The sequence below is a fragment of the Streptomyces sp. iso_384 genome (assembly GCF_056172905.1).
In genome coordinates this window covers 3,994,708-4,019,426 of record NZ_JBWBTT010000001.1, presented here as the reverse complement: position 1 = coordinate 4,019,426, position 24,719 = coordinate 3,994,708, and the positions used below count along the sequence as shown (strand labels likewise).

Below are 24,719 nucleotides of genomic sequence, written 5' to 3'. Positions count from 1 at the left end.
CCGCGTCGCACCCCGACCATCCGGTGCGGGCAGCGATCCCTCGCTGTGGCAGCTGGCCTGCCTCGCCGGGCGGCAGAGGAACGCGCGGCACGTCGAGGGCGGCCCGCAGGGCGCCCCGCTGTGACCGCCGGCTCCGGCGGGTCGCACGTTCCGCCGAGCGAGCTACCGAGCTGCCGCCCGGCCGATAGCCTGTACGCGAGGGTGAGCCAAGCGTCCGAAGGGGGACGAGGATGCGTCTGACGGTGACCGTCCAGGACGACGCGGGCGAGGGCAACGGCCACGCGGAGCTACGGAGTTGGCTGCTGGACGTGCCGGAACTGCGGGGCCGGGTCGACCGTCGGGAGCGGGATGACGGGTCCGCCCGGACGATGGGCCCTGCGGCCGACGCGCTGGTGGCTCTTCTGGAGCCCGGTGGCGTCGCAGCCGCGTTCGCGGGCGCGATGGTCGCGTGGGTGCAGACCCGCCGCAGCAGCCACACCGTCACGGTGATCCGTCCGGATGGCACCGAGATCACCATCTCCTCCCGCCAGGCCCGCGCCATGAGCCCCGAGGAGGCAGCCGCGCTGGCCGAACGCCTCGCCCGGCCCCCGGAGCACGGCGCGCCCCCCGCGGTGCCCCCGGGGAGCGCGGACACACCGGACGAGCCCCGAAGAGGAGGGGACACCACGGACGACCCGCGGCGGGACCCGGACGCCTCGGGATGACAGACGGCAGCACCGGGACGACAGGTGGCGCCCTCACCGCCCCGGGAGCGCACGCCGTTCTCTTCGGAACCGGCATCCAAGTTCCCGGAGCGGAACTCCCGGACCTGCCGTCGGTCGACGCCACCCTCGACGATGTTCAGCTCGTGCTGAGCGAGGCCTGCGGCATGGATCCCCGGCAGATGGTGCGGGTCCCCGCCGCGGCGGGGCCGTCCGAAGTGATCGACGCCGTCGAGAAGGCCGTCGAACGGGGCGACGGGCCGGTGTTGTTCTACTACGTCGGGCACGGACTGCTAGGCCCGCGCGACGAGTTGTACCTGGCCACGCGTGCCTGCCGGTCCGCCCGGCAGATCGCGCCCGCGGTGCCCTACCGGACGCTTCGCGACCTGCTCGGTGAGGCGCCGCACGGCAGCCTGGTCATCCTGGACTGCTGCTTCTCCGGGCGCGCCGAGGCACCCCCGTCGGACGGCGGCACCCGGGGGCCGTTCGAGTCCGCCCGCCCCCGCGGCAGCTTTCTCCTCAGCTCGGCCTCGCACTACGCGCTTTCCTTCGCCCCGGACGGAGACCGGCACACCCTGTTCAGCGGCCGGCTGCTGCGGCTGCTCACCCAGGGTGACCCCGCCGGGCCGCCCTGGCTGAGCCTCGACGACCTGCACACCGCGCTGGAGCGGGAGTTCGCGGAGGACCGGCGGGTGCGACCCGCCCGGCGCAGCGAAGGTTCCCTGGGTTCGCTCCTCCTCACCCGCAACCGCGCGTACGTCCCCGACAGCGGGCGGCCCGCCCAGGCCGAGCCGCCCGCAGACGTGCTGTGCCCCTACCCCGGCCTTGAGCCCTTCCGCACCGAGGACACCGGGCACTTCTTCGGACGCGCGGAACTCACAGTCCGGCTGATCGACGCCGTCGAGGGGAATGGCCGGGAGGACGGCGTGCCGGTCGTGCTCGTCGGCGCCTCGGGAGCCGGGAAGTCCTCCCTGTTGCGCGCCGGGCTGCTCGCCGGGCTCGAGGCCCGGGAATCACGCCGTCCCACCCTGCTCGTCCCCGCACCCGGGGAGCGCCCCCTCGACACGCTGGCGCACGCCTGGGCGTCGGCCACCGGACGGCAGCCGGACGAGGTGCGGGCGAGCCTGGCGGCGGGCCGCCTCCCGGGCCCGGCGCCCGGACGCGCGACCTGCTGGCTGCTGGTGGTCGACCAGTTCGAGGAGGTCTTCACCCGCTGCCCCGACCCCGGTGAACGCGCCGCCTTCGTCACCGCCCTCACCAGCGGGTCCCGCGGCGGGCCGCAGGTGGTCCTCGGGCTGCGCGCCGACCACTACGGAAGCTGCCTCGAACATCCCGGCCTTGAACCCGCCCTGGCCCGCGCGGTCACAGTGCCGCCGATGCGGGACCGGGAGTTACGCGCCGCCGTCGAGGGCCCTGCCGCCGCCGTCGGCCTCGTGCTGGAGCCCGGCCTGACGGACCGGCTGCTGCATGACCTGCGCGAAGGCCGCCCAACGGCCGACGCCGGCGGTGCGACTCCCTTCCTCGCCCACGCGCTGCGGGAGACCTGGCTGCGGCGAAGCGGCGTACGGCTCACCCTGGCCGGATACCAGGCCACCGGCGGCATCTGGGAGTCGGTGGCCACCACCGGAGAACGCCTCTGCTCAGCGCTGGACGACGAGGGGCGGCGCAGGGTCCGCGAGCTGCTGCTGAGCCTCGTCCACCTGCCGCGGGACGGTGGCGCGCCCGTGCCGCGCCATCGGGTCCCGCTCGCCGACCTGCCGGAGGGCACGGAGAAGATCCGTGACCGTCTCGCCCGCGCTCGCCTGCTGACCGTCGGCCGCGACACCGCGCAGCTCGCTCACGAGGCGCTGTTGCGGGCGTGGCCGAGGCTGGCAGACTGGATCAAGGAGGACGCCGCCACGCTGCTGCTGCGCCAGCAGGTGCGCACGGCCGCCGAAGAGTGGGACGCCGCCGGTCGGGACGCGGCCTTTCTGCACCGCGGCAGCAGGCTCCAGGCTGTGCTGGCGCTGCCTGGCAGGGCCGCTCTTCCGGCCAGGGAACGCGACTTCCTGGCTGCCGCCGAGGAAGCGGCCGAGCGTGAACGGCTCCGTCAGGCGCGGCGGCGTAAGAATTTGCAGCGGGGGCTCATGGCGCTGGCGCTGGCCCTGGTGGTGACGGTCGCCGCAACGGTGGTGGCGGTGCGGCAGTGGCACGAGGCGCGGGAACAGCAGGAACTGGCCACTGCCCGCGCCCTGTTGGCGCAGGCCGAGACAATGCGTACGGCGGACCCGCAGACCGCGCTGCGGCTGGGCCTGGCCGCCCACGAACTGAATGCTTCGGTGGAGGCCCGGCGCAGCCTGTCCCAGACCCTGTCCGGTCCGTTCCGGGGCAGCCGCACGTTCTACGGCGCCGGGCCGGTGTTCAGCCCTGACGGCCTGATGCTGGCCACCCGAAGCGCGGACGAGGTGTCGCTGTGGCGTGTCGGCGACGATCCCGAGGAGGTGTCGCGGCTCGCACGGCTGCCGTGCCTGGATCCGATCGGCGCGGGCGCCATGGCCTTCGGCGGACCGGACGGCGACCTGCTCGCCGCGACCTGCCAGGACGGGGTGGCGCTGTGGGACCTCACAGGGCTCGGCGGGCGCGACGGGCCGCAGCGCCTTCCCTCACCGCGAGACGCGAGCCTGCCGGGAACCACGCGGGCAGTGGCGTTGGACGAGCGGGGCACCGTGCTCGCGGCTGTTGTCCGGCCGGACAGCGCGAACACCTCGGACGCCGCCGGGGGCGGGGACGCACCCGACGAGCGCGGCGCGCTGGTGCTGTGGGACCTGTCGGACCTGGTGGACCGTCAGCGGCCCCGGCTGATGTCGGTCACCAGGGGCGTGAACGAAGCCGACAGTGTGATGTTCGGCCCGGACGGCCGCACCCTCGCAACGGTCGCGGACAGCCGCATCGAGTCCATGGGCGTCCGGGTCTGGGACATTGCGGATCCCGGCCGGCCGAAGCCCGGCGACCGCATTCCCGCGGACCGGATCACGGCCTTCAGCCCGGACGGACGACTGCTGGTCACGGTGTGGTCCCGCGATGTCACCGTGTTCCGCGTCCTGCCACGGGGGAGGGTCGAGGTGCTCGCCGAGTGGCCCGCGACGGCATCCTTTTTCACCGGTGTCGTGTTCTCACCGGACGGACGCCGGCTGGCCACCAGCAGTTTCAACGGGGTCGTCGACGTATGGGACATCACCGACCCCGGGGAGCCGGTGCGGGAGCACAGTCTGGGCGGGCCGAACCGGCGGATCGAGGCCGCGGCGTTCGGCGCGGACGGACGCACGCTGCGCACAGTGGGCGGCAACACGCTCACCCACTGGGACTTCACGTCCGCCGCCCGGGTGGTGGGCACGGTCCGGACCGGCCTCCGGGCGTTGTCGCTGGCGGCGACACCGGACGGCTCAACGCTCGCCTTCAACGCGAGGGAGGGGATCAAGCTCTGGGACGTCCGGGACCGCTCGCATCCCGAACACACCGGCACGGTGCCTGCCCACGAGGGCGGTTCGAGTGATCTCTCATTCAGCGCCGACGGAACACTGCTCGCCGCGGTCTTCTCCGAGGCCGTCGAGGTGTGGAACGTCGCCGACCCCGACCGGCCCCGCCGCCTGCTTGAGACCCCCCTGTCCTCGGAGGGGTGGGGCCCGCAGGTGCGCTTCTCGCCCAAGGCGTCCCTGCTGGCCCTCTGCGAGGAAGAGCTGCGCCTCCTGGACGTCTCCGACCTGCCCGGCACGACCGTGGTCGGCTCACTTTCCGACGTCTCCTGTACGGACTCCCTGGCGTTCGCCCCCGACGGACGCCGTCTCCTGGTCCCCCTGGCGGACGACGGTGTCGCCCTGTGGGACGTCCCGGCCGACGGGCCGGGCCGTCGCGGTCGTGGCCCCGTACGACTGCCGGACGACGGTCTGACCATCCCGCCCTCCCGCGGGGCGTTCAGCCCCGACGGCTCCGTCGCGGCGGTCGACGACCAGTTGTGGGACGTCCGGCCCCCGGACACCCCGCGAGCGGCGGGTGACATCGACGGAACGGTGCTGGCCTTCCACCCGGACGGATCGCTGCTGGCCGGGACCGAGAACGGGAGAACAGCAGCCGTCGTCCTGTGGGGCGCCGCCGACCTCCGCCATCCGCACGTCGTCCGCCCCATCCACCACCCCGCCCATGTGACCGACGCGCTGTTCGGAGCGGACGGCCGCACACTGATCACCCTCAGCTCCGGCACCGCATACCTCTGGGACCTCGGCGACGCCCCGGCGATCGCGGCCGACCCCGTCGCCATGGCCTGCCGTGTCGCGGACGGCGGCCTGGCCAAGCCCTTCGAGTGGCCGCGGTACGTCCCGGACACGCCGTTCCGCGAGACCTGCCCGACCACCTGAGGCTCCGGGGCCCCGCCCCGCACCTCGGCCCGCCGGGTGCGCGACGCCTGGAAGGACTTCAAGGGGCCGGACGAGGACCCCCGGCGCCTGCGTGGCAGGGGAGGCTCCCGTGACGCCGGTCCCGGCCTGCGGGACGGTCTGCGCAACTATGCGCAACTGAGTCACAGGGGAGTACGTGATGACGCTACGGTTCGTCGGGATCGACCCCGACACCGGCGGCGAAGGGTCGCCGACGGTGTTGGTGGAAGAGGAGAGCGCGGACTTGGTCGTGAGGGGCGAGAAAGCCGACGCCCTCCTCAAAACCCTGGTCGGCTCCACCGGGTGGGTGGTCGGCCACAAGACGGGGATCCCGCCGCGTGAGCGGGTGATCCGGATCCCGATCCACATGGTGCAGATTCTGAGGGAGGCGTGCGATGCCGCTGAACGCGCAAGCGCTGAACACCGCGACGTTCGCTGAGCTGCTCGCCGACACCCACCACACGGCGGTCCACCCGGAGATGCGTGACCTGTCCGCCGTCGGCGACGAAGCCGACGACTTCGAGAACTTCCTGCGCACCGGCGCCCCCAACCTCGACCCGGCCTGCTCGTTCTGGCCGCAGTGGATGCCGCTCGTCAAGGACGCGGTCGCCCGCGGCATGGTGATGCGCCGGGCGCGGATCGTCTCCGCGCCGGTCACCGACTACATCCGCTACGAGCACGCCATCACCCCGCTCAACCTCCAGGTCGGTGAAGACGTGCGGTGTCTGCCTCGCCGCCGGGCCGCCGACATCGCCCTGCCCGGCAACGACTTCTGGCTCCTGGACGACCGGCTCGTGCAGTTCCACCACTTCACCGGCACCGACGACTGGGCAGCTGACGGCAAGGAACGCACCACCGCCCCGGCCGCCGTCGCGCTGTCCCACACCGCCTTCGAGACGGTCTGGGAACGCGGCATCCCGCACGAGAAGTACACCGTCTAGGACACTGAGCAGCCCTATGACCGCCTCTCCATCCTCCAGCGCACAAGCAGCCCGTGAGGCGCTGGCCGTGCGCTTGCAGCACCTGCGCAAGGACGCCTGCCTCACCGGGAAGGAACTCTCCGCCCGGTGCGGCTGGCACCCCGCGAAGACCACCTGCATCCAGAAGGGCGACGCCCCGCCCTCCGACGCGGACATCCGCGCCTGGTGCGCGGCGTGCGACGCGGACGACCAGGCCGGCGTCCTCAGCTTCGACCGATTCCGCTCCGACCCGGCACTGGCCGCCCTGCATTGGCCGGACGACGTCCTGGAGCAGTTCCTCTTCGAGCGCGGTGACAACGGCGCTTTCGTGCACGACTACGGCACCATCGATCTTCGGCACATCACCTGGCAGCTGGAGAGCATCCCCGTTGCGGACTTCCACACCATGCAGACGGGGAAGCCCGACGTCGGCTGCATCGAGAGCTACGTCGCCCATCCGGTGCACCGGGTCGCGGTCCGGCCCCCAGAAATCGGCCGGCACCGGGAAGAGCACGGGACCTGGCTGCGACGGCCGCTCCTGATGGCCCGGCGCCTCCTGGACCCGGCGGACAACGGACTGCAGCTCCTCGAGGGACGTACGCGCGTCGGCGTCCTGCGCGGCCGCGCTCGCGAGCAGCTGCATGTCGCCCTCAATCACCACGCATGGGTGGGCCGTCCGTAGAGGCGACCAATGCTCGCTGCGTACGCAGCGAGCATGAAGGCATTCTCGAGGAGGAACTGCTGATGACTGAAGACCCCGTCTCTGCCCAGCCCTCATCGGGATATGGCGACACACACGACGAACGGTTGATCTGGGGATGGGATGAGAATCCGTGACTGAGGCCGCCCATAACACCGTGGGTACCGAGGAAACGCGTCTGATCGTGGTCCGCGGGAACAGCGCCTCGGGCAAGTCGTCCGTCGCGGCCGGCCTGCGCGAGAAGTTCGGCCGCAACCTCGCCATCGTGGGCCAGGACAACCTCCGCCGGATCGTGCTCCGCGAACGCGACCAGCCCGGCGCCGCCAACATCGGCCTGATCGACCTCACCACCCGCTACGCCCTGGACAACGGCTTCCACGTAGTCGTCGAGGGCATTCTCTACGCCGACCGCTACGGCCCCATGCTCCACGAACTGGTGCGCGCCCACCGCGGTGTTTCACGCTGCTACTACCTCGATGTGCCGTACGCGGAAACGGTGCGACGGCACGCGACGAAGCCGGATGCCGCGTACCTCCAGCAGGTCACCCCCGATCACCTCCGCGACTGGTACCGGGACAAAGACCTCCTGCCCGACTGCCTGGAGACCGTCATCGGGGCTGATAGCTCCCCGCAGGACACCATCGCGCAGATCCTGCACGAGAGCGGGCTGGACGAGATCGCCCCGGTCGACCGCTGAGCCCGCAACCGGCCCCCTGCCCGCCGCATGAGCTGGGGACGGTACTGCCTCGACCAGCCGGTGCCGCGCGGCCGTGCGCAAAAGGTGTCCAGCAGCGCGTCCGTCGGCTCTTGGCACTGCCACCTGCTGCTGTGGGTTCCCAGCGCTTGGCAGTGTTGCCATGGAAGACTCTTCCTTCGGCCAGGTGGCGACTTCGCCGATCGTGCCGGCGATCATTGTCGGCAGTTGTGTCAGGGCTCGCTCGAGTGGCCTCTGGCAACCACTGATCACGGCGTGTAACCGTTCGATCCGGAGGCCGAGTTGGTGTTATCCGGTAGAAGGTCGTGGAGGAACGTGCAGGAGGGCTGAGCGCTCTTCATCCTGGATTCCCCGGGTCTTCAACGGGTGAGCAGGGCCTTCAGGACGCCGGTGACAGTGGCGGTGCCGAGGAGGCCGCCGGCGAGCGTGCCCACGCCGACACCCATCGCTGCCAGCGGTTTGATGTCCGGATTCAGCAGCGTTCTGCCCCCGAGGTGCCGGACGGCGACGACCGTGGCGAAGCCGCCGGCACCGAGAAGGAGCGAGGTCAGGAAGAGGAACCCCGTGAAGTTGTGGTCCGGTTCCTGCGCGGAGGTCTCCCGCTGGCCCTGGAAGGCGACCTCGACTATCTGGCCGCCCCAGTAAGTGGCGGTGACGGTGTCGCCGGGCTGGGCGGCGCTGTAGACCGGGTGACTCCCTCCGCCCATCCGCACCCACTGCGACGGGCTGCCGTCGCGGGAGAGCAGCATGTAATGGGGGCGGCCCTTGCTCGAGTTCCGGCGCTCCTTGTCGACGAGCGTGACCGGCGTCTGTGACAGGCAGCCCGGTGCGGGCTCCGCGGTCGGACATGCGGGCGCCGAATCGTACGCCTGCTGTTTCTCCAGCTTGCCGGGCAGCAGAAGGGCGGCGAGGGCAAGACCGGCGAGCAGGAGGACGCCGGCGATCGTGGCCGACAGTGCGGGTCTGGGCCTGTGCTCGGCAGCCAACCTGATCCCCTTACGGCCCATGGCGTAGTTGGCGAGGATCCTTACATCGCGACTCGAGGGCGTCAATGAGACTTTACCAATCCGCGACCTCGCGACCTGTGGCACCGTCCACGCCTGACGCCCGCAAACCTGACGCCCGCAAACCGGGCGCCCGCACACCGGACGCCCTGCCGCCGACCTCCCGCTCGCCGCCCGGACGACCGGGATCAAACCGGCACGTCGCCCGCTGCGACGTGCCCTGCGCCCTCCCCACGACCAGGACGGCGGCTGGGGCTGCGCCCACGACAGCGGCCCCAAGGACCCCACACCATCACGGGCGGACACTACGACCATCAGGCTCCCACACCGATCAACACTCAATCCGCACAGTGTTCACGCAGAGCGACATCAGCGCCGTCTGCCAACAAGCCAGGCCGCTTCCACACCGTGCAGCGCTCCACCGCCCACCCCCTGGTACCGCGCCTGAACCGGCAGTCGCTGCCGCGCTGCGTCCTTCACCTTCCTCCGCTCGGCGGGTGCGCGGGCCACCGCTTGCCGCGGGCTGGCGGGCCGTCACCGGCTACCGCGGGCGACTGACTGTCACCCCCGCCTCCGGCCAGTCGATCACGCCGACCACCTACTCGTGGAGCATGTACGGGGTCCTCAAGGATCTCTGCTCCGGCGGGTGCACCGCGAAGACCGCGGCCTGGGCGTCCGCCTGGTCCCCGGTCGAGACGACCGCGGGTGCGTATGTCGCCCGGGCCACGACGGTCGGCGAGCCCCTGTATCTCGGTGCCTCGTGGAGCAAGTGGAACAAGGTCGCCGGCCGGTGCGTGACGTACAGCGCGGGCGAGGTCTGCGTGAACCGGCATGAACGCAGCTACCGCATGAACGCGCACGAGCGCGGGCAGATCGTGGTCAAGCCTGCCTCCGGCCAGTGGATCGAGCCGCGGTGGGTCCGGGTCGGCCACGTCCACGACGGCACGGGCAACTCCCAGACCAAAAATCTGTGCGAGCCGTCCTGCACGCGGCGCAGCACGAACTGGACGGGCACGACCATGCGCGTCGGCAGCGGCGCCGACGAGTACTTCGCCTCCGCCAGCTGGGCTCTTCCCTCCGGCGAGGTCAAGAGCCTGCGGGTCTCGTATCCCTGAGCTTGAGTTCTAGCCTCAGATCCGGGCGGGGATTCCGTCATGGCATCGTGCGATTGTGCAGATCTCGACGGACGACCAGCCACTGCCTCTGACCACGTGTTGGCTGTACTGGATCGCGGTGCCGACCGGCGACCAGACGGGGGTCATGGCAACCCTGGGTCTCACCCGGTCGAGGTCCGTGACGTTCGCGGAGGCCGCTGCCGTCATCGAAGACGATGGCCATGGAGGGACCGATGGGCTCGCCCGGGTCTACGTTAGTCCTGAGGTCGACGGATGGACGCTGGTTATCGGCCCCTGGTGCGATCCGTGCGACGACGAAACGAGTGACGAGATGCTGCGACTGTGCGTTGATCTCAGCAGCCGGTACGGCCAGGCGCAGGCGTACTACTACGGGGAGCAGGGTGACGGGTCGGCCTGGCTCATCGCCGAGGACGGCGTCGTGGTGCGGCGGTACTGCGAAACCGGGGTGCCCGACGAAGACGCGCTCTTCACGCTGGGAGGGCCGCTCCCACTGGAGGGGGCCCGTCGGGAGTAACTCGGACTCTCGCCGACCTGGGACGAGAGCACCAGAGGCAGCGAGGCCGAGGACGAGTGGAAGTGGGGCGGGCGCGACATGGCCCCAGAGATCGCCGCAACGCTGGGAATCAGTCCGCGCGGGCTGACACCACAAACGCCAGTACGCGGCACCGGCCTGCTCGCCCACACCCTGCGTATCCGGTGAATCGCACTGGGCACCGTCCTGTTGTTGTGCGAGGTGTCCGACACCGGCTCAGGTCTCGGCGGGTAGATGGATCGAGGCCAGTTTGGCCGGGTCGACGACAATGCGGATGCCGGTGATTCGGCCTTCGGTGACGGTGAAGGCGATGAGGGAGAGAGGGGTCCCGTCGGGGCGCCAGGACATGTGGCCCGGGGTGCCGTCGACCAGCACGGGCCGATGGCAAGCGACCTCGCCGGAGAACATGCGTGCCCCTGACCGGGTTGCGGCATGCGCTGGCGGTGCTGCCGCGACCCAAAGCGGCCGACAACCGCCTCGTCCTGGCGGTCGACGTGACCAACTGGCTGCGGCCGGACGCCCCGTGCAACCCGGACCGGCTGTTTTGTCACGTCTACGGACGCTCGGGACGCTCCAGTGACCAGTTCGTTCCCGGCTGGCCGTACTCGTTCGTCGCCGCCCTGGAGACCGGCCGCACCTCCCGGTGCCAGCTGCTGGACGCCGTCCGACTCGGCCCCGACGACGATGTTCGCCGAGGTCACCGCCGACCAGGTCCGCCGTGTGGTGGACGAGCCAGTGGGAACAGGGGGACCCGGAGATCCTGGTCGTCTTCGACGCCGGTTACGACGTTCCGCGCATGGCCTACCTCCTGGCCGGACTTCCGGTGGAGGTGCTGGGACGGATGCGTACGGACCGGGTGATGCGTTGCCCCGCATCCATCCGCGAGGAGTTCCACCGGCCCCACCCCGGCGGCGGGCGCCCGCCCAAGCGGGGGTGAGTTCCGCTTCGCCAAACCGGACACCTGGGGCGAGTCCGACCAGGAAACCGTGCAGGTCACGGACCGGTACGGCAACGCGAGAGCTATGGCCTTCGACCGCCTCCACCCCCGGCTCACCACCCGCAGCGCGTGGATCGAGCACACCGACGCACCGCCCGTCACCGAGGGCACGCTGATCCGCCTTCAGGTCGATCGTCTGCCCGGCGGCCACGATCCGCTGCCTCTATGGCTGTGGTCCTCCCGGGCCGGGATGACCGGCACGGATGTTGACCTGCGCTGGCAGGCATTCCTCCGCCGGTTCGATCTGGAACACACCTTCCGCATGATCAAGCAAACCCTCGGCTGGACTTGTCCCAAGCTCCGCTCACCCGAGGCCGCGGACCGGTGGACGCGGCTCGTGATTGCTGCCCACACCCAGCTCCGCCTCACCCGCGAGGCTGCGCCTGGCCGACGGTGTACTGGTACACGGCGCTGCTGCACAAGCCCGCCCCGCCCGCCCACTCCGTAGCCGACGCCACGAGCGACCTGGCTCTGGCGCCCGCTGCCCCCGATCCGGCACCGGCCGCCGACGTCGACTTCCTCGCCGACGCCGGGAACACCAAGCTCCCAGCCGCCGAGCCAGGCAACCCCGCGGCGACGTCGCCGACGAACCCGGCCCCACCCCGCCCCGAAGAGACCCCAGTAGACCGGGCACCACACAGAAAAGGAACACCCCACCATGTGGAAGACCGCAGAGAGCGACCCGGTTCTCGCGGACGCCCGGGGCGGTACGGGAGGGCCTCGGCTCGGGCTGGGTGAAGCCCGGGGGGACAGCGGATGTCCACCGAGGCACCGGTGGTTGCGGTGCCGTGCTGTGCGTGTCGCCCCGGCGTCATCTGACGTACCTAGCGTGTGCACCATGCGACGAGCTTGCTGCCCGCGTGCATTGGCCGGAACGGGATCGACGGCAGTTCTCGCCGCCCTTGTGAAGGCAGGGGTGACGATCCCTGTCGCGCCCGCCGTTGGTGCGGACTCCGTCGAACTCCCCGTCCTGTCGGCCTCTGTGGCGCCGGGCGAAGAGCGCGTGGCCGCGGCCGCCCGGAGTGCCGAGGCGGAGCTGCGGACGGTGCGGGCTCCGCTGACCAAGGGCGTGGACAGGCTGGGCGGACGACTTCGCCCGGCAGGTGCGTCCGAAGTGCCGGGCGGACAAGAGGTCCTGTGCGCCGATGTCACCCAGGGGCTGTACGGGGCACTGCACACGCTGGTCCCGGCGGCACTCACCGATCTGGAGTACGTCGAGAGCACCCGCACCGACGCCGTCGATCGGATCCGGCCTCACGGTCGGAAGACGGACGAGGCGCTTCACTGCGCCGGTGGGCAGGTGAGACGCTGAGTGGAGGAGATCGAGTTTCCGCCGGACGTCCGGACGATGCTCTGGATCCTGCTGGGTGAGATGCCCCTGCAGGCCAGGGAGTATCTGGCGTGGGAAAGTCGTGAGCTCTACCTGGCCCTCCAGAGGGGCCTGATGGATCTGCGCGCCGCCTCGCGGGAGACGATCCAGATGGTGGAGGCGGCGTTGCCGCCCGAGGTGGCGCGTCCGTACATCGAGAGTGTGCGGATGCTCACCGACGAACCGGGCGGCACCGACCCCGTCCAGCAGTTGCTGTTCCAGCTCGACGAGCTGGCCAACGGCCAGGTGGACTACTCGCAGAAGATCCAGGCGTCCAAGTGGGAGATCATCGCCGAGATCATCATGCTGATCGCCGAACTGGCGATCCTGGCGGCGCTGATCGCGTTCACCGGCGGCGCCTCGGTCTCGCAGATGTTTCTCGCGCGGGCCCGGAGGAAGCTCGCGATCCTCATCATCATCGACCGCCTGCTGCGGATGTCGCCCGCCGGGTCGCCCCTGGGACAGGCGATCCAGGAGGCCATCGTGGCGCTGGGGATCCGGCTGGCGCAGATCGGGCTGAACACCGGGGGCCGGAAGCCCGGGGGAGTGGACTGGAAGGACGTCGCCGTCGCCGGCGCCTTCGGCGCGCTCACCGCCGGCTTCATGGAGGTCTTCGACAAGTTCCTGAAGCCACTCGAGAACTTCTTCAAGGACCTCCTCGGGGACGTCTTCAGCAAGTTCAAGATCGACCCGGACGGCCTGGTGTTCAAGGGGATCGTGAACGGTCCGCCGGTCGTGGTCACCACCTTCGTGGTCGGCGGTGCAGCCGAGAGCACCGCCGAAGTCATCATCAACGGCGCCTTCTACGACAAGTGGGAGTTCAAGTGGGAGACGTTCGTCGGCTCCGGCACCAGCACCGTGTTCGACATGGGCGCGGGGCTGGCCATCGGCGCCGGGGCCTTCTCCATCTACAACAACTACTTCAACAACGACCGGTTCACCGACGTCAACGAACTGCCCGGCCCTGACAGCCGCTTGGGAGGCGGTTCGGGGTCCGTGAAGCCGGATGTGGGCCCGGATGTCAAGGGCCCGTCGGCGCTGAAGAGCAACCTGTTCACCCCGGATCCCGCGGTGCCTTTCCCGAACACCGTCTCGACCGAACTCCCGAGCGGGATCGGCAGCGGTCTCAGCATCCCGCCGCCCACGTACACGCCCCCGCCGCCGTACACGTCGCCGTCCGCGCTGAACATCCTGCCCACCGGTGGCCGCGACGTACTGTCCGGACCCTTCGACCTCACCACCCGGGACTCGAACAGCCCGAACGACACGAACAACCTCGGCGGCTACGGCTTCAACAGCGGCAACGGCTTCAACGGCTTCAACGGCAACAGCTTCAGCGACCCTAGCGGGCCACCGGCCCCCTACGTGCCGCCGTCCACCTCCTCGGCCTTCACCCCGTCCACGCTGCCGTCCGAGCGCACCTCCGGGCCGTCGCCCGTCTCGAACGCCGACCTCACGACACCGGACCTCACGCCGCAGGACCTCACCGACGGCCTCACGCCGGACACGCCTTCGAACGTGCCACGATCGACAAGTGACCTCCCCCAGGGGCTCACCACGCCGAAGGGCTCCTCCACCGCACCGGACTCGAACACCCCGGGTGGTAGGGACGCCACGCACGTGGATACCGACCCGGGCGACGCACCGTTCGGCCAGGACGGGACACGGGACATCCCTCACGACACCACCGGGCAGGACCTGCCCGGGCAAGGACAGCCCACCCGGAACACCGGCGCCCAGCCGGGCACGGAACACGGCACACACCAGCAGGTGAACGGCGCCTCACCGGCAACCGACGCCGAATCCGACACCGTCACAGCGCCGACGCCCTTGGGCACCTCGGCCGGCCCGAACACGACAGCACCCGCATCCGCCCCCGGAGCTCACAACGCATCGCCCGGTACGCCGGGAAGCCAGTCACAGCAGTCCTCCCGGACCGACCTGACAGACGGGACCGACGCGACAGGCCTGACAGACGACGATGTGACCGGCCTGCCTGACCAGCAGGCCGACCGAAACGGTCAGGAGTACCTGTCCGACGGTACGGACCAGTCACTCACCCCGGCACCCCGTGACACGAACACGAACACGACCACGACCGTGCCCGAAGACGACCCGGCGCCCCCGACAGGGCTGCGTACCTCCTCCGAAGCACCGCAACCGGACGCGGCACCGCTGACCGGCGAAGCCCCGGCCGAGCACACCGGCACGGACGCCGAAACAGGCGCGGACGCGCTCACCGGGCCGACGCCGGAGCCCTCCCTGCCCATCGCCGATCCGGTGCGCCCCGAGCAACGGCGGGCCGGGACCCACGACGCACCGGCGGCGCCGGAAGCACCGGCCGTGTCGCCGGACACCTCGTCGGCCGAGGCGTCCGACGACCGGTCCGCTACGTCGTCGAGCTTCCCCGGCATGTCCTCACCGTCGTCCTCCCCGCCCCTTTTCCCTTCCCCGCCGACCGCTCTGCCGACTTCTTCGTCGTCCTTGCCCGCTCCGGGGGCAGGGCCCCAGCAGGGGGACCTGCCCGGACTCTCCGGCCCGGATGCCGACCTGGCCCCGGACGGGGCCGAGGCGGTAGGGGCGTCCGGCCCCGTCTCAGGGACCACCGCCGACGCCGCCCCCGGGTCGCCCGCCTGGGAGGCGGCGCGCGCCGGGGTGGAACCGGTGCCGCGCTCGCACACCTGGGTCGACCCGGTGTCGACGCCACCGGATCCGCAACAGCAGTTTCGGACAACGCAGTTCGTGGTGAGGTCGAAGTTCGAAGTACGCCGCTTCGCGGTGGGCGGCGACCGTGTCACCGACCTCACCGTCGAGGTCGGTGTCGGCAGCCCGGACCGGATGCCCGACGGCGTCTGGGCGAAGGTGCTCAGCGGCGTCGATACCGCGATCAACGCACCGGGTCACCGGCTGCCGAACGGTGACCTCCTGCATGTGACGGTGGTGCGCGTCGAGAGCGCCCCGCACCCCAACGGGCTCAACGTCGAATTCGTCGGCCGCGACCAGCAGATGACCCGGTCCGCCTGGTGGGCGGATGCCGAACCCGACGACTACGCGCACGAGATCACGCACATGCTCGGCCTCCGCGACGAGTCCCGGCACGCGGTCGCACCTCAACGCCCGGACGTGGAGGGGAGCCTCCTGGGGGACTACCGGCGCCCGGCCCCCGAGGGGCTAGCCCAGGGCGGGCTGCGCGGCCGTCATCTGCAGCTGATCAGCACACTCATCGGGGACCTCACGCCCACACCCACCAGGACACCCACATCCGCATCCGCGCGCACGACCGCGACGGCAACCGTGTCCGCGACGGCGACCGTGGCCTCCCCGCCGCCCGTCCGCCGTCCGGCCACCACCAGCAGTGCCCCTGGTGCCGAGCCGTACGCGCCCGTGCTCCCCAGCACCCGGCCCCCCGTGCTGGACCGGGACCTGCCCCGGCCGCTCGGCGGGCGGCGGGACCGGACCGACTTCGGTAACGGCTCCCGGATGCCCGCGTACATCGACGACGTGCAGGAGCTCGTGCAGGACGCCCCTCCGGAGGTCCTCCTCGAACTGGTCTCCGGAGGCATGACCTTCGGGCACAGCGACGTCGTCCTGCGCGGCACCGGCGAGGCGCTGGCCGAGATCGATCGGCTGCTATCCACAGGGTCCGAAGGGGTGCGGCCCGAGCAGCCGAAGAAAGGCCGCCCGGCCGGTTCGAACCTGATGGCCGACGTCACGTACGCCTTCACCCAGGAGCCCAAGACACTGGCCGGGGACGGGCGCGTCTTCCCGTACACGGCGCAGGACGGCAGTGCGCGGAAGCTGTCGGTCGTCGCGAGCCACTACGGCGACTGGGAGCAGTTCACCGACACCTACGGCAGCCCCGTGAAGGTGGACGGGATGCACCGCTCGGTCTTCACCGCCGGGCAGAGCAAGACCATGCAGTCGGCGTTCCAGATCGCGCTCGGCGGGCCCATCGGGCCCGTGGGCGCGGCCGCATTCAGCGGTTTCGGCCGGCTCGGTCTGCGGCTCGGTTTCACCGACCGGGTGGGATATGGACAGACCGAACAGGGGACGAGCCAGACGGAGACCCGCGCGCTCGACGGCTCGCGGGTGTATCTGGACCACGTCTACTACGACCTGCGGGTCACCGATGCGGACGGAAGGATCGTGACCGGTCCCGAGCCCGCGGTCTTCGGGTTCGCGGTGAGGGACGGGCTGTCCGTACGGCTGCCGGACAGCGTGATGAGTGCGACCGCCGCCCCCGGGCGCATCCCCCGCTCCATGGAGCTCGGCCGGCAGTCGGTCTACCGGCTGGTCCGGACGGAGGGGTTCGGCCCCGTCTCCCGGATGCGGGACTGGGCGGCCCAGGAGATCGGCGTGGCACCGGGCAGTACCGCCTACGGTGAACTGAACTCCTTCTTCTCCTCGTTGAGCTTCCAGCGGCAGAGCCCCGCACTGTCCAGGGGACGGGTCACCACCGTGCCTCTCTTCGCCGATGACAGGACCCGTACGCCGCTGGGCGTCTTCGTGGTCGATGTGGTGCCGGGCCGGGCGACGCTGATCACGGAGACGCCCGACGCGGAGATGCGCGACATCAACACCCTGGCCGTACGCAACGACCGGAGTGTCCAGAAGACGGCGGCCTTCGGAATCGACGGCGTCGCGGGCCCGGCCTTCAACTTCTTCGACCTGGGGAACGGCGCCCTCAATCTCCGGCTCCAGTTCGGCGCGGCGTTCCGTCACCTCTTCTCCGTGTCGCGCACCGCCGGCCTCGGCGGTTCCGGGGCGATCAAGACGGCCGGCCAGGTCAAGGGCGATGCGACGGGTCTCTACCTGGTCCGGAAGACGGTGTACGTCCAGCGCAGCGGCAGCGGCTCCCGGCCGCAGCAGTTCCACACCTGGAGCGTCGACCGGATGACCCGCACGGAGGCGCGTCGGCTGGCGGGCTGGGACGACGGCCTGCGGCGTGCGCTGCGCGCGGGAGCACCAGAACCGTTCGCCCCCGCGTACCTGACCCCGGACAGGCCGCCCACCCTGGGCATGCACCGGGTGGAGGAGTTCGCCTTCGGCGACGGCACGAAGACCGGGCCGACCGGAGCCACGGGACGGGAGCGCACCCTCCTGGACACCCTCGCCGACGAGGTGCTGACTGCTCTCGCGGCTGCCTATCCCGGGCTGGTCGCACGGCTCGACCAGCTGGCGCCGCCGGAGCACAGGACCTGGCGGGAGCGGGCGAACGCAGTTCTGGGCCCGCCCGGTCCGTCCGCCGGCGCACGCCCCGCGCCGACGACGCGGTGGAAGAACGACGACGAGTACCGCACGGCCCTCGCCAACACCCTGGAGGTCCTCAGCGCCCTGTCGTACCGGAGCATGGCGGGAAACCTGGAGGCGCTGACCACGACCGGCATCCGGATCCGGTTCAACGAGCCGGGCCGGATCGGACAGGGCCACCGCTACATCTGGCTGCACGGGGAGCTGACCAACCGCCGTTTCGAGGGCGTGCAGGACGACTTCAAGCTGCGCTACAGCTCGGTCGGTGTGGAGCGGGTGGACGGCCAGAAGAGCGCCAAGCGTATCGGGGAGGCGGGCGTCGAGGGGCTGATCGCCTTCCGTGACCCCATGACGGACGACATCGGCGCACCGAACAACGCGGGCGGGCCGAGCGCCGGCGTGCGCTGGGGTTGGCAGGTCGACGAGGAGACCAGCTTCGGCGCGACGGCCACGCACGAGCCGATGACGGTGAGTGCCGGTCCGTCGCACCTCTACCGTTACGACCTCTCGATCACCGTGGACCGCGGCGGGTACTGGCGGTTCCGGGGTCTGCTGCGCGGAACAGCGACGCTGGGGCTGCTCGGCACCCAGCCGTTCGTCTTCCGGCAGCCGCAGGACCTGCTCATCGGTACGGCCCCCGGCGGCCGTCAGGTGGGCGGCGGGCCCCGGACCGGGCAGGTGCTCATCAGCATCCCTGGCACGCATGCGCCAGCCGTGGACCCGCACCGCCGGGCTGCTGCCAACCCCTACGCGAGCGTCGCCCTCCAGCCGGTACGCACTCTGCGGCCCGACCGGGCGCGGGCACTCGCCCTCGGCGACCTGTCCAGGCCGGGCAGCCTGGTGCGCGCCTCCGACCTGGTGGGGGACCCGGGCCCGGTGACACCGGACGGCCGGGGCTCGCAGATGTTCCGGGACCTGCAGAACCATCCGTTCCTGACCATCGGCGTGATGCCGTCACCGGCCCTGGTCTCGGCACTCGGGCAGGCCATGGCCGCCGGGTCAGGCGGCGCTTGGCAGCTCACCGAGGAGGGTGCGCCGACCCGCGAGGCCGTACTCCGTGCCTTCCAGCCGCAGTACCTGACGGCCAACTTCGACCAGAGCTCCGGGCCGCTGGGCTGGAGTGCCTCAGGGCTGATGGGGAAGGGCCCGTACGCCACGCTCTGGGCCACCTTCCGGCATCTGACGGCGGTGGACGGCATCCAGGCGCTGACCGGGTCGGTGCCGATGGACACGGAAATGGTGCTGGGCGGCACCGGCCAGACGGCGGGTAAGCTGACGAAGACCCGCACCTTCTTCGTCGGCGGGCAGCTCGTCTACGCGCGCTCCCACGCGGCAGGGCCCGGACTGCTCGGCACCTACGGCCTGGTCGCCAGCCCCTGGTCGACGGCCGACCAGTCGAGCAGGACCGTGACCCGCTCCTTCGTCCACGACATGAACCGCAAGGGCTTCGGCCACCAGGTCCTCGTGTCGGGCGCCGCCGAGCACTGGCTGGCCCTGACGGCGAGCCTGCTCGGCTCCGGTGCCGCGGGCAGGCCGCTCGTTCCCGACTGGATCGCCGCGGCGGCCGGACGGATGACGACCGTGCCCGGCGGCTGGCTGGCCCATGTGCCGGAGAAGAGCGCCCACCTCGTTGGGCTGATCGACGACGGCATGGGCGAGGTGCCGCGCTACACCCGCCACAGCTGGTCCCCGCAACCGTGGCTGCGGGACGACCGCTTCGGTACGTACGCCGTCAACGCGCTGGACCCGACCGCGGCGCTCGCCGCCTTCGAACAACAGGTGGCCGTGCTCGGGCTGGACGACGTCGGCCGGGAGCGCGTCCGCACCCTGGTCTCGTCCCGGGTCCTGCGATCCCTGGACAAGGAGACCACGGGCGGCGGCTCCTCGGTCCCGGCCCGCACCGGAGCGTGGGGCTGGCACAGCGTCCGGATCGGCAAGCGGCAGATCCGGATCAGGGTCCAGCTCGAACCCGGTACGCCGACGTTCGAGATGCTGGACCACAGCGTGGAGATGGAGGAGAACCGGCGGGCCATCGAGACGGTCACCGAAGGTGCCGAGTCCACGAAGGGTGCCGACTTCGGCTACCTCGTCGGGGAGGCCGTCCACACGGAGAACCCCACGGGGGCCGTGGCGGCGGGACCGACGTTCACGGAGACCGGCTCCGACCGTAAGTCCAGCGGCGAGAGCCGTACGGAATCCACCCTGACCGTGTTCCGGGCGGCCTCGACGGAACCGTACGCGGAGATCGCCACGCCCTACACGCTCCGGATAACGCTGGAGGCGGACGACCCGGCACCGGGGCGACGGGGGCCCGTACGCACCGGGTTCGACCGGTTCCGCGGCAAGCAGGTCATCAGCGTGGCGCACCCCGCCGGGACCCTGCGCGAGCACGTCCCCCTGAGCCTGATGGCCCCCGACGGCGAGCCGGACGCCGATCTGCTGCCGCCCCCGGACCTGACCGGGCTCGCCGCACCGAGGCAGGGCGTCCCGCCGTACGTGCTGGGGCCCGACACCCTGCACGGTGACGGCACCCTCAAGCCGTTCCGTTTCCCCGCCACCGGCTTCGACGTGCGCCGGATCGTCGGCCTCGCGGACATCCAGGTGGCGAACACCTACGCGCTGGCCCTGTCGTACGACGCGGGGTTCTCCGTGGACGGACCCGATGCCGCACGCCGGGCCAGGGACACCGGGCTGACCCGGCTGGGCACCGGCTCGGCCCAGGCGCTGGAGGACGGGACCGGCAACGCCGCGCTCACGGCCTACTACCACCGTGCGGTGACGCCCCAGGGATACGGCGTCCCCGGGCTGACCGAGAAGAACATCGTCAGCACCGAGAGCGCTCAGCTCGAGCTGTACGCCAAGCCCGACTTCAGCCGCGCCCGGCTGCTGACCGTCGCCGACGGCCAGAAGATGGAGATGCTCCGGCGGACCGGCGCCGGCGCGGCGTCGTCCGTGGGACGGGAGAACGTCCAGGACTCCGCGCTCGGGGCGGGCGTGCTGATCAGCTCCGACAAGACGGGCATGCACCAGATGGGCGGGTCGGGCACCGGGCCGTACGCCGCTGAAGGCGACACCCTGCCCACCTCGGCGGACCAGCTGACCTCCATCAACACGAAACCCAAGACGGGCCGGGTGTTCCTGTTCGCCGTCCCCACCTCGTGGCTGAGCGTCGCCGATGTGCGTCGGGGCATCAAGGACACCCGAGTCGGACGCTTCGTCGGAGGCACCTTCGGCCATGTCAGGCCCGGCCCGAAGGCGGTCGGCTCGGAGGCGTACGCCCTGACCTGGGTCAGGGACGATGTCGCCAGGGAACTCGGCCTGATCGACGACACGAACTTCCCCGCCCGGGTGGGTGCCGCATGGGACGCGGTGGGCGAGGCGAGCAAGGCGTGGGTCGACGCCGACAAGGCGTACTGGAAGAAGCGCCGTTCGGCGATCGGCCGGAGGGAGGAGCGGGACGCGGCGCGGATCGCCCTCGACGACGCGGAGACCGCCGCCGGGGCGGCCCGCCGAGAGCTGGCCCAGTCGTACGACGTGGCCGAGGCGGCCCACAACGCCGTGGAGGCCGCTGAGGAACGCATGGACCGGATACGGCGCGCCGGTCAGCAGTCGATACGCGAGGCCCGCGAAGCCCTCGAAGCCGCCGAGGCCTCGGACACCGGTGAGGCCGCCCACGATGGTTGGGCGGAGCTGGCACGCCAGGAGATGGCGGAGGCGCGTGCGGCCCTGGCGGCCGCCGAACGGATCTCCCGGGAACGGCTTTCGCCCGCCGAGGTCCACATCGCCGCCCTGCGGGAGCGTAAGGCGGCGGCCGACCGGCGGGTGAACACGGCCGGAAGGGCGCTTGCCACCGCGGACCGCCGGGTCGGGGCGGCCATCCGGCGGCACGACGCCGCCGTCACCGCCTTCGATAGCCGGCGCTCGCTGCTCGGCACACTGAGGACGACGGCGGAGGACGCCGCGGCCGAGTACCACCGGGTGAGGGCGGGGACGGACCAGCTCACCCGGTGGCACCAGGAAGCGGCCACCGTCGAGGGCCGGAAGCGCCTGGAGGGCAGGACCGAGCCCCCGGCCGTCACCTACCTGAAGCCCGCTGTGCCGGCGCCCCCGGTGCCGCCCGCGCTCCCGGCGTACACGAGGACCGGCACCGGTCCGGACGCCCGGCTGACCTCGCCCGACGAGGTCACGTACGCCCTGCACGAGGTGCCGGAGGACGGGGACGCCTTCCTGCACGCGCTGGTGGAGGGGCTGAGCAGGAGCGCGCCCGGCCTGCTCACCGAACAGGGGGTGGACCTCGGCGACCGGCGTGCGGCGGCCGACGCCGTGCTGCGGATGCTCACCGCCAGGCTCATGGACCCCTCGGACGCGGACCTGCTCGAAGCCGTCGCCCCCGATGTCATGGATGCCTTCAGCGACGCCGAAGTCACCGGGGCGGGCTTGCGGGGGGCCGGGCCGCTGGCGGCGGACACTCCTGGAGGCCGCGAGTTCGACGGGCTGGGCGGACTGATGCCGCACTCCGTGACCCCGGACCCGGCGGCCCGGGCCGCGCTGGCCGTCGCCCAGCTGATGCGCCCGGGGAACACGGAGGGCGAGGCGGGCTGGAACCACGGGGCGGCCGACCTGCTGCCGGTGCTGGCCGCCCGGACGTTCGGGGTGGACATCACCGTCGTGGACGACGCGGGGCGCTTCCAGGACTTCGGCCCGGGACCGTCCGATCCCACGGGCCACCTGGCGGGGACCCTGGGCCTGCCGCCCGGCGGCCCGCGGCCGCACGTGGTGCTCAGCCTGGCGGACCGCCATTACCGACTGGCGGTACGGGAGGGGGCGGTGACGGACGCGAAGCCGGAGCCGAAGGCCGGGGGCAAGACGGAGGCCAGCACTCAGCCGGAGCCGAAGGTCCAGGACAAGACGGAGGCCAGCACTCAGCCGGAGCCGAAGCCGGTGCAGCCCTCGTCTGCCCTGCCTCCGGACGGTGCTGCCAGGGGGCGGCCAGTTCGGGTTCCGGCCACCGGGGAGTGTCTCTTCCACTCATTCATCGCGAGCGACCCCGGATACGTACGCAGCCGGCTGCCCGCTCTGGCGGAGTCCGACCCCGCCGCGTACGCCTGGCTCGGCGACGCCGACGCCGTACGCGGAGGGCTCAGCGGCAGAGCGGTCGTCCAGTCCACCACCGGGCACTACCCGGGCGGCCCGGAGACCGCCGTCGTGAGCGCGATGCGCAAGGCCGTCGAGGCCCATGTGACCGGGAGCGGAGGCCGTCTGCCCCGATCCGTCATCGGGCAGTTGCGCCTGTCGACGACGGCGGAATTCGGGGCCCGGATCGCGGGACTGCACCGGGCGGGGCTCGTCTCGCTGCTCGCGCACCACGGTGTGGACGCGGACATGCTGATCGACCGCTCGGAGGCGGGACTGCGCGCGGAGTTGGCCGTTCTGTACCCGACGAGCGCGGCTCCACTGGACGACGCGGAGATGCGTACGGTCATGCGCGCTGTCGCCCGCTGGGAGGAGGATTACATCACCGACGTGGGCGAGATCTTCCTGCCCCTGCTCGCCCACACCTTCGGGGCCCGGGTCGAGGTGGCCTGGGACGGTCGTCTGGCCGACACCCGCCGGGCCGGTCCCAGCGGTGCATCCCGTGTGATCGAGGTGCACTACAACGGCGTGGACCACTACAACGGGAGCAGCGCCGAAGCGCATGACCTGCTCGTCTACGGCGACGGCGTGGCCCCCAAGCGCGTCAAGCCCGAGGAGCGTGACGGTGAGGGCGACGTACGGGTGAATCCGCTGTGGATCCCCCTGGACGATGCCGATCCCGATCTGCTGGTCACGGCGAACCCGGACACCGTGTGGATCTACACGGTGACCGAGGACGGACAGATCCTGCTGGGCAGCGAGCAGCCGAGCGGGATCATCATGCCGGAGCAGTTCGACGCGCTGCTCGCTGGCATGCGGAGTGTGGCTCCGGACCTGGCGGCGGACGGACTGCGGAAGGACCTGGACGGGCTGGGGCACACGGGCATCGCGGCCCGGTTCGGGGAGTCCGGACGGTCGGAGCCCGGGATGAGCCGGGGGTCCGGCGAGGTCCGGTGGAGCCCGGAGCTGAAGCGGTGGACGGTGAACGACAAGTTGAGCCGCTACAGGAGCGAATCCGTCCGGCCGGGCCTCGGCCCGGACGGCGCGGCGGGCCGGCTGCGGGAGGTGGCGGAGCTCTTGACGGAACGCCTCGGCGTGCGGGTCGTGCCCGAACAGGTCAAGACCGCTACGGCGGCGCCGTCCGGTCTGCCTCCCGTCCCCGTCGTTCCACCGCCGGTGGTGCCGTTGAAGGGGATGGTGTCGGTCGCGGAACTCGAAGCGATCGGCATGACGCTGTCGTTGGCGCAGTCCACACAGGCGGCGCTCCTGCGCGACAAACTGCCCGTGGAGGAACTGGGGCTGACGCCCGAGCAGCACAGGCTCATCCGGGTGAAGCGGGGAGAGCCCGACACCTCGGCGCCCACGTGGCTGCTGCTCGACTCGCCGGAACCCTCGTCCCCGGGAGCAGCGCCGACTCCCTAGACATGATCATGGGCTGGGAGGACGGCGACGAGGACAGCCGGTCCGCCGAGCCGGACCACCACCGGGATCCTGGAGGACCTCTACGGTCCCGGGATCGGCGAGGCCCCGCTCTATCCGGCACTGCGCGAGACTCTGGTGCGGCTGGACGTGCTGCGCCGGGCCGTGACCGGATCGCCTCTGCGTGAGGGCCCGTTCGACCTGGACGCGGTCACCCGGTACGTCCTCGGTCTGGGTGAGCGGGAGGCCGTGACCAAGGTGCAGCGAGGCGAGCTGTTCCGAGTGGCACTCGACGAGAACGTGGAAGGGGCCCGGGGCCTTGCCGGCCTCGTCGCGTTCCGACTCGTGCTCGACGGGGTGTTCTCCGTCGCCCGCACGCTGCCCCGGACCGGTGG

Annotated in this window: 12 protein-coding genes and 2 pseudogenes; 12 read left to right on the top strand and 2 right to left on the bottom strand. The window is 71.5% G+C overall.

From position 1 onward, the window contains the following. Window positions 1–230 precede the first annotated feature (230 nt). The 6 genes and pseudogenes from AC0VY3_RS17910 to AC0VY3_RS17885 all read left to right on the top strand — a co-directional run bounded on the left by AC0VY3_RS17910 (window position 231) and on the right by AC0VY3_RS17885 (window position 7,466). Window positions 231–704 carry an effector-associated constant component EACC1 gene (locus AC0VY3_RS17910; protein ID WP_103512661.1) on the top strand — a complete coding sequence of 158 codons (474 nt, stop codon included), beginning with the start codon at window positions 231–233 and terminating at the stop codon, window positions 702–704. Beyond that, the gene (locus AC0VY3_RS17905; RefSeq protein WP_475550019.1) at window positions 701–5,092 is read left to right on the top strand and encodes a caspase, EACC1-associated type; all 4,392 of its coding nucleotides are present in this window, start codon (window positions 701–703) and stop codon (window positions 5,090–5,092) included. Before AC0VY3_RS17910 ends, AC0VY3_RS17905 begins: the two co-directional genes overlap by 4 nt. A gap of 178 nt (window positions 5,093–5,270) precedes the next feature. Further along, window positions 5,271–5,549: a hypothetical protein gene (locus AC0VY3_RS17900; protein ID WP_475550018.1), complete on the top strand. Its 279-nt coding sequence runs from the start codon at window positions 5,271–5,273 to the stop codon at window positions 5,547–5,549. Further along, window positions 5,506–6,051, top strand: a complete 546-nt coding sequence (locus AC0VY3_RS17895; RefSeq protein ID WP_475550017.1) for a DUF6879 family protein — start codon at window positions 5,506–5,508, stop codon at window positions 6,049–6,051. Before AC0VY3_RS17900 ends, AC0VY3_RS17895 begins: the two co-directional genes overlap by 44 nt. A gap of 16 nt (window positions 6,052–6,067) precedes the next feature. Next, window positions 6,068–6,286: pseudogene (locus tag AC0VY3_RS17890) on the top strand (helix-turn-helix domain-containing protein); the annotation flags it as partial. A gap of 616 nt (window positions 6,287–6,902) precedes the next feature. Further along, on the top strand, window positions 6,903–7,466 hold the full coding sequence (locus tag AC0VY3_RS17885) for a P-loop NTPase family protein (protein ID WP_103512666.1): 564 nt from the start codon (window positions 6,903–6,905) through the stop codon (window positions 7,464–7,466). Between the two features lie 377 nt (window positions 7,467–7,843). On the opposite strand, the gene AC0VY3_RS17880 is transcribed toward AC0VY3_RS17885, so the two are convergent. Further along, the gene (locus tag AC0VY3_RS17880; protein ID WP_475550016.1) at window positions 7,844–8,470 is read right to left on the bottom strand and encodes a hypothetical protein; all 627 of its coding nucleotides are present in this window, start codon (window positions 8,468–8,470) and stop codon (window positions 7,844–7,846) included. A gap of 515 nt (window positions 8,471–8,985) precedes the next feature. Here AC0VY3_RS17880 and AC0VY3_RS17875 point away from each other — a divergent pair. Together AC0VY3_RS17875 and AC0VY3_RS17870 are read left to right on the top strand one after the other, a co-directional pair. Beyond that, complete coding sequence (locus AC0VY3_RS17875) at window positions 8,986–9,603, top strand: hypothetical protein (protein ID WP_146065973.1); 618 nt, start codon at window positions 8,986–8,988, stop codon at window positions 9,601–9,603. A 55-nt stretch (window positions 9,604–9,658) separates the two neighbouring features. Further along, a complete protein-coding gene (locus tag AC0VY3_RS17870; RefSeq protein ID WP_475550015.1) occupies window positions 9,659–10,138 on the top strand; it encodes a hypothetical protein in 480 nt (159 codons plus the stop codon). A 234-nt stretch (window positions 10,139–10,372) separates the two neighbouring features. Here AC0VY3_RS17870 and AC0VY3_RS17865 read toward each other — a convergent pair whose 3' ends face one another. Further along, on the bottom strand, window positions 10,373–10,564 hold the full coding sequence (locus AC0VY3_RS17865) for a hypothetical protein (protein WP_308462594.1): 192 nt from the start codon (window positions 10,562–10,564) through the stop codon (window positions 10,373–10,375). A gap of 2 nt (window positions 10,565–10,566) precedes the next feature. Between AC0VY3_RS17865 and AC0VY3_RS17860 the strand changes: the two are divergent. The 4 genes and pseudogenes from AC0VY3_RS17860 to AC0VY3_RS17845 all read left to right on the top strand — a co-directional run bounded on the left by AC0VY3_RS17860 (window position 10,567) and on the right by AC0VY3_RS17845 (window position 24,327). After that, window positions 10,567–11,093: pseudogene (locus tag AC0VY3_RS17860) on the top strand (transposase). Window positions 11,094–11,178: 85 nt separating this feature from the next. After that, window positions 11,179–11,601 (top strand): hypothetical protein, encoded by a 423-nt coding sequence (locus AC0VY3_RS17855; RefSeq protein WP_475550014.1) that lies wholly within the window; start codon window positions 11,179–11,181, stop codon window positions 11,599–11,601. Window positions 11,602–12,069: 468 nt separating this feature from the next. After that, the gene (locus AC0VY3_RS17850; RefSeq protein ID WP_146065974.1) at window positions 12,070–12,465 is read left to right on the top strand and encodes a hypothetical protein; all 396 of its coding nucleotides are present in this window, start codon (window positions 12,070–12,072) and stop codon (window positions 12,463–12,465) included. After that, entirely contained in the window at window positions 12,466–24,327 is an 11,862-nt protein-coding gene (locus AC0VY3_RS17845) for a hypothetical protein (protein ID WP_475550013.1), read from the top strand. Window positions 24,328–24,719 lie beyond the last annotated feature (392 nt).

Bases quoted from the DNA above. Each gene is read 5' to 3' on its own strand.
- AC0VY3_RS17865 (WP_308462594.1), bottom strand. From the start codon at position 10,564: ATGTTCTCCGGCGAGGTCGCTTGCCATCGGCCCGTGCTGGTCGACGGC.
- AC0VY3_RS17900 (WP_475550018.1), top strand. From the start codon at position 5,271: ATGACGCTACGGTTCGTCGGGATCGACCCCGACACCGGCGGCGAAGGG.
- AC0VY3_RS17895 (WP_475550017.1), top strand. From the start codon at position 5,506: ATGCCGCTGAACGCGCAAGCGCTGAACACCGCGACGTTCGCTGAGCTG.
- AC0VY3_RS17905 (WP_475550019.1), top strand. From the start codon at position 701: ATGACAGACGGCAGCACCGGGACGACAGGTGGCGCCCTCACCGCCCCG.
- AC0VY3_RS17855 (WP_475550014.1), top strand. From the start codon at position 11,179: ATGGCCTTCGACCGCCTCCACCCCCGGCTCACCACCCGCAGCGCGTGG.
- AC0VY3_RS17910 (WP_103512661.1), top strand. From the start codon at position 231: ATGCGTCTGACGGTGACCGTCCAGGACGACGCGGGCGAGGGCAACGGC.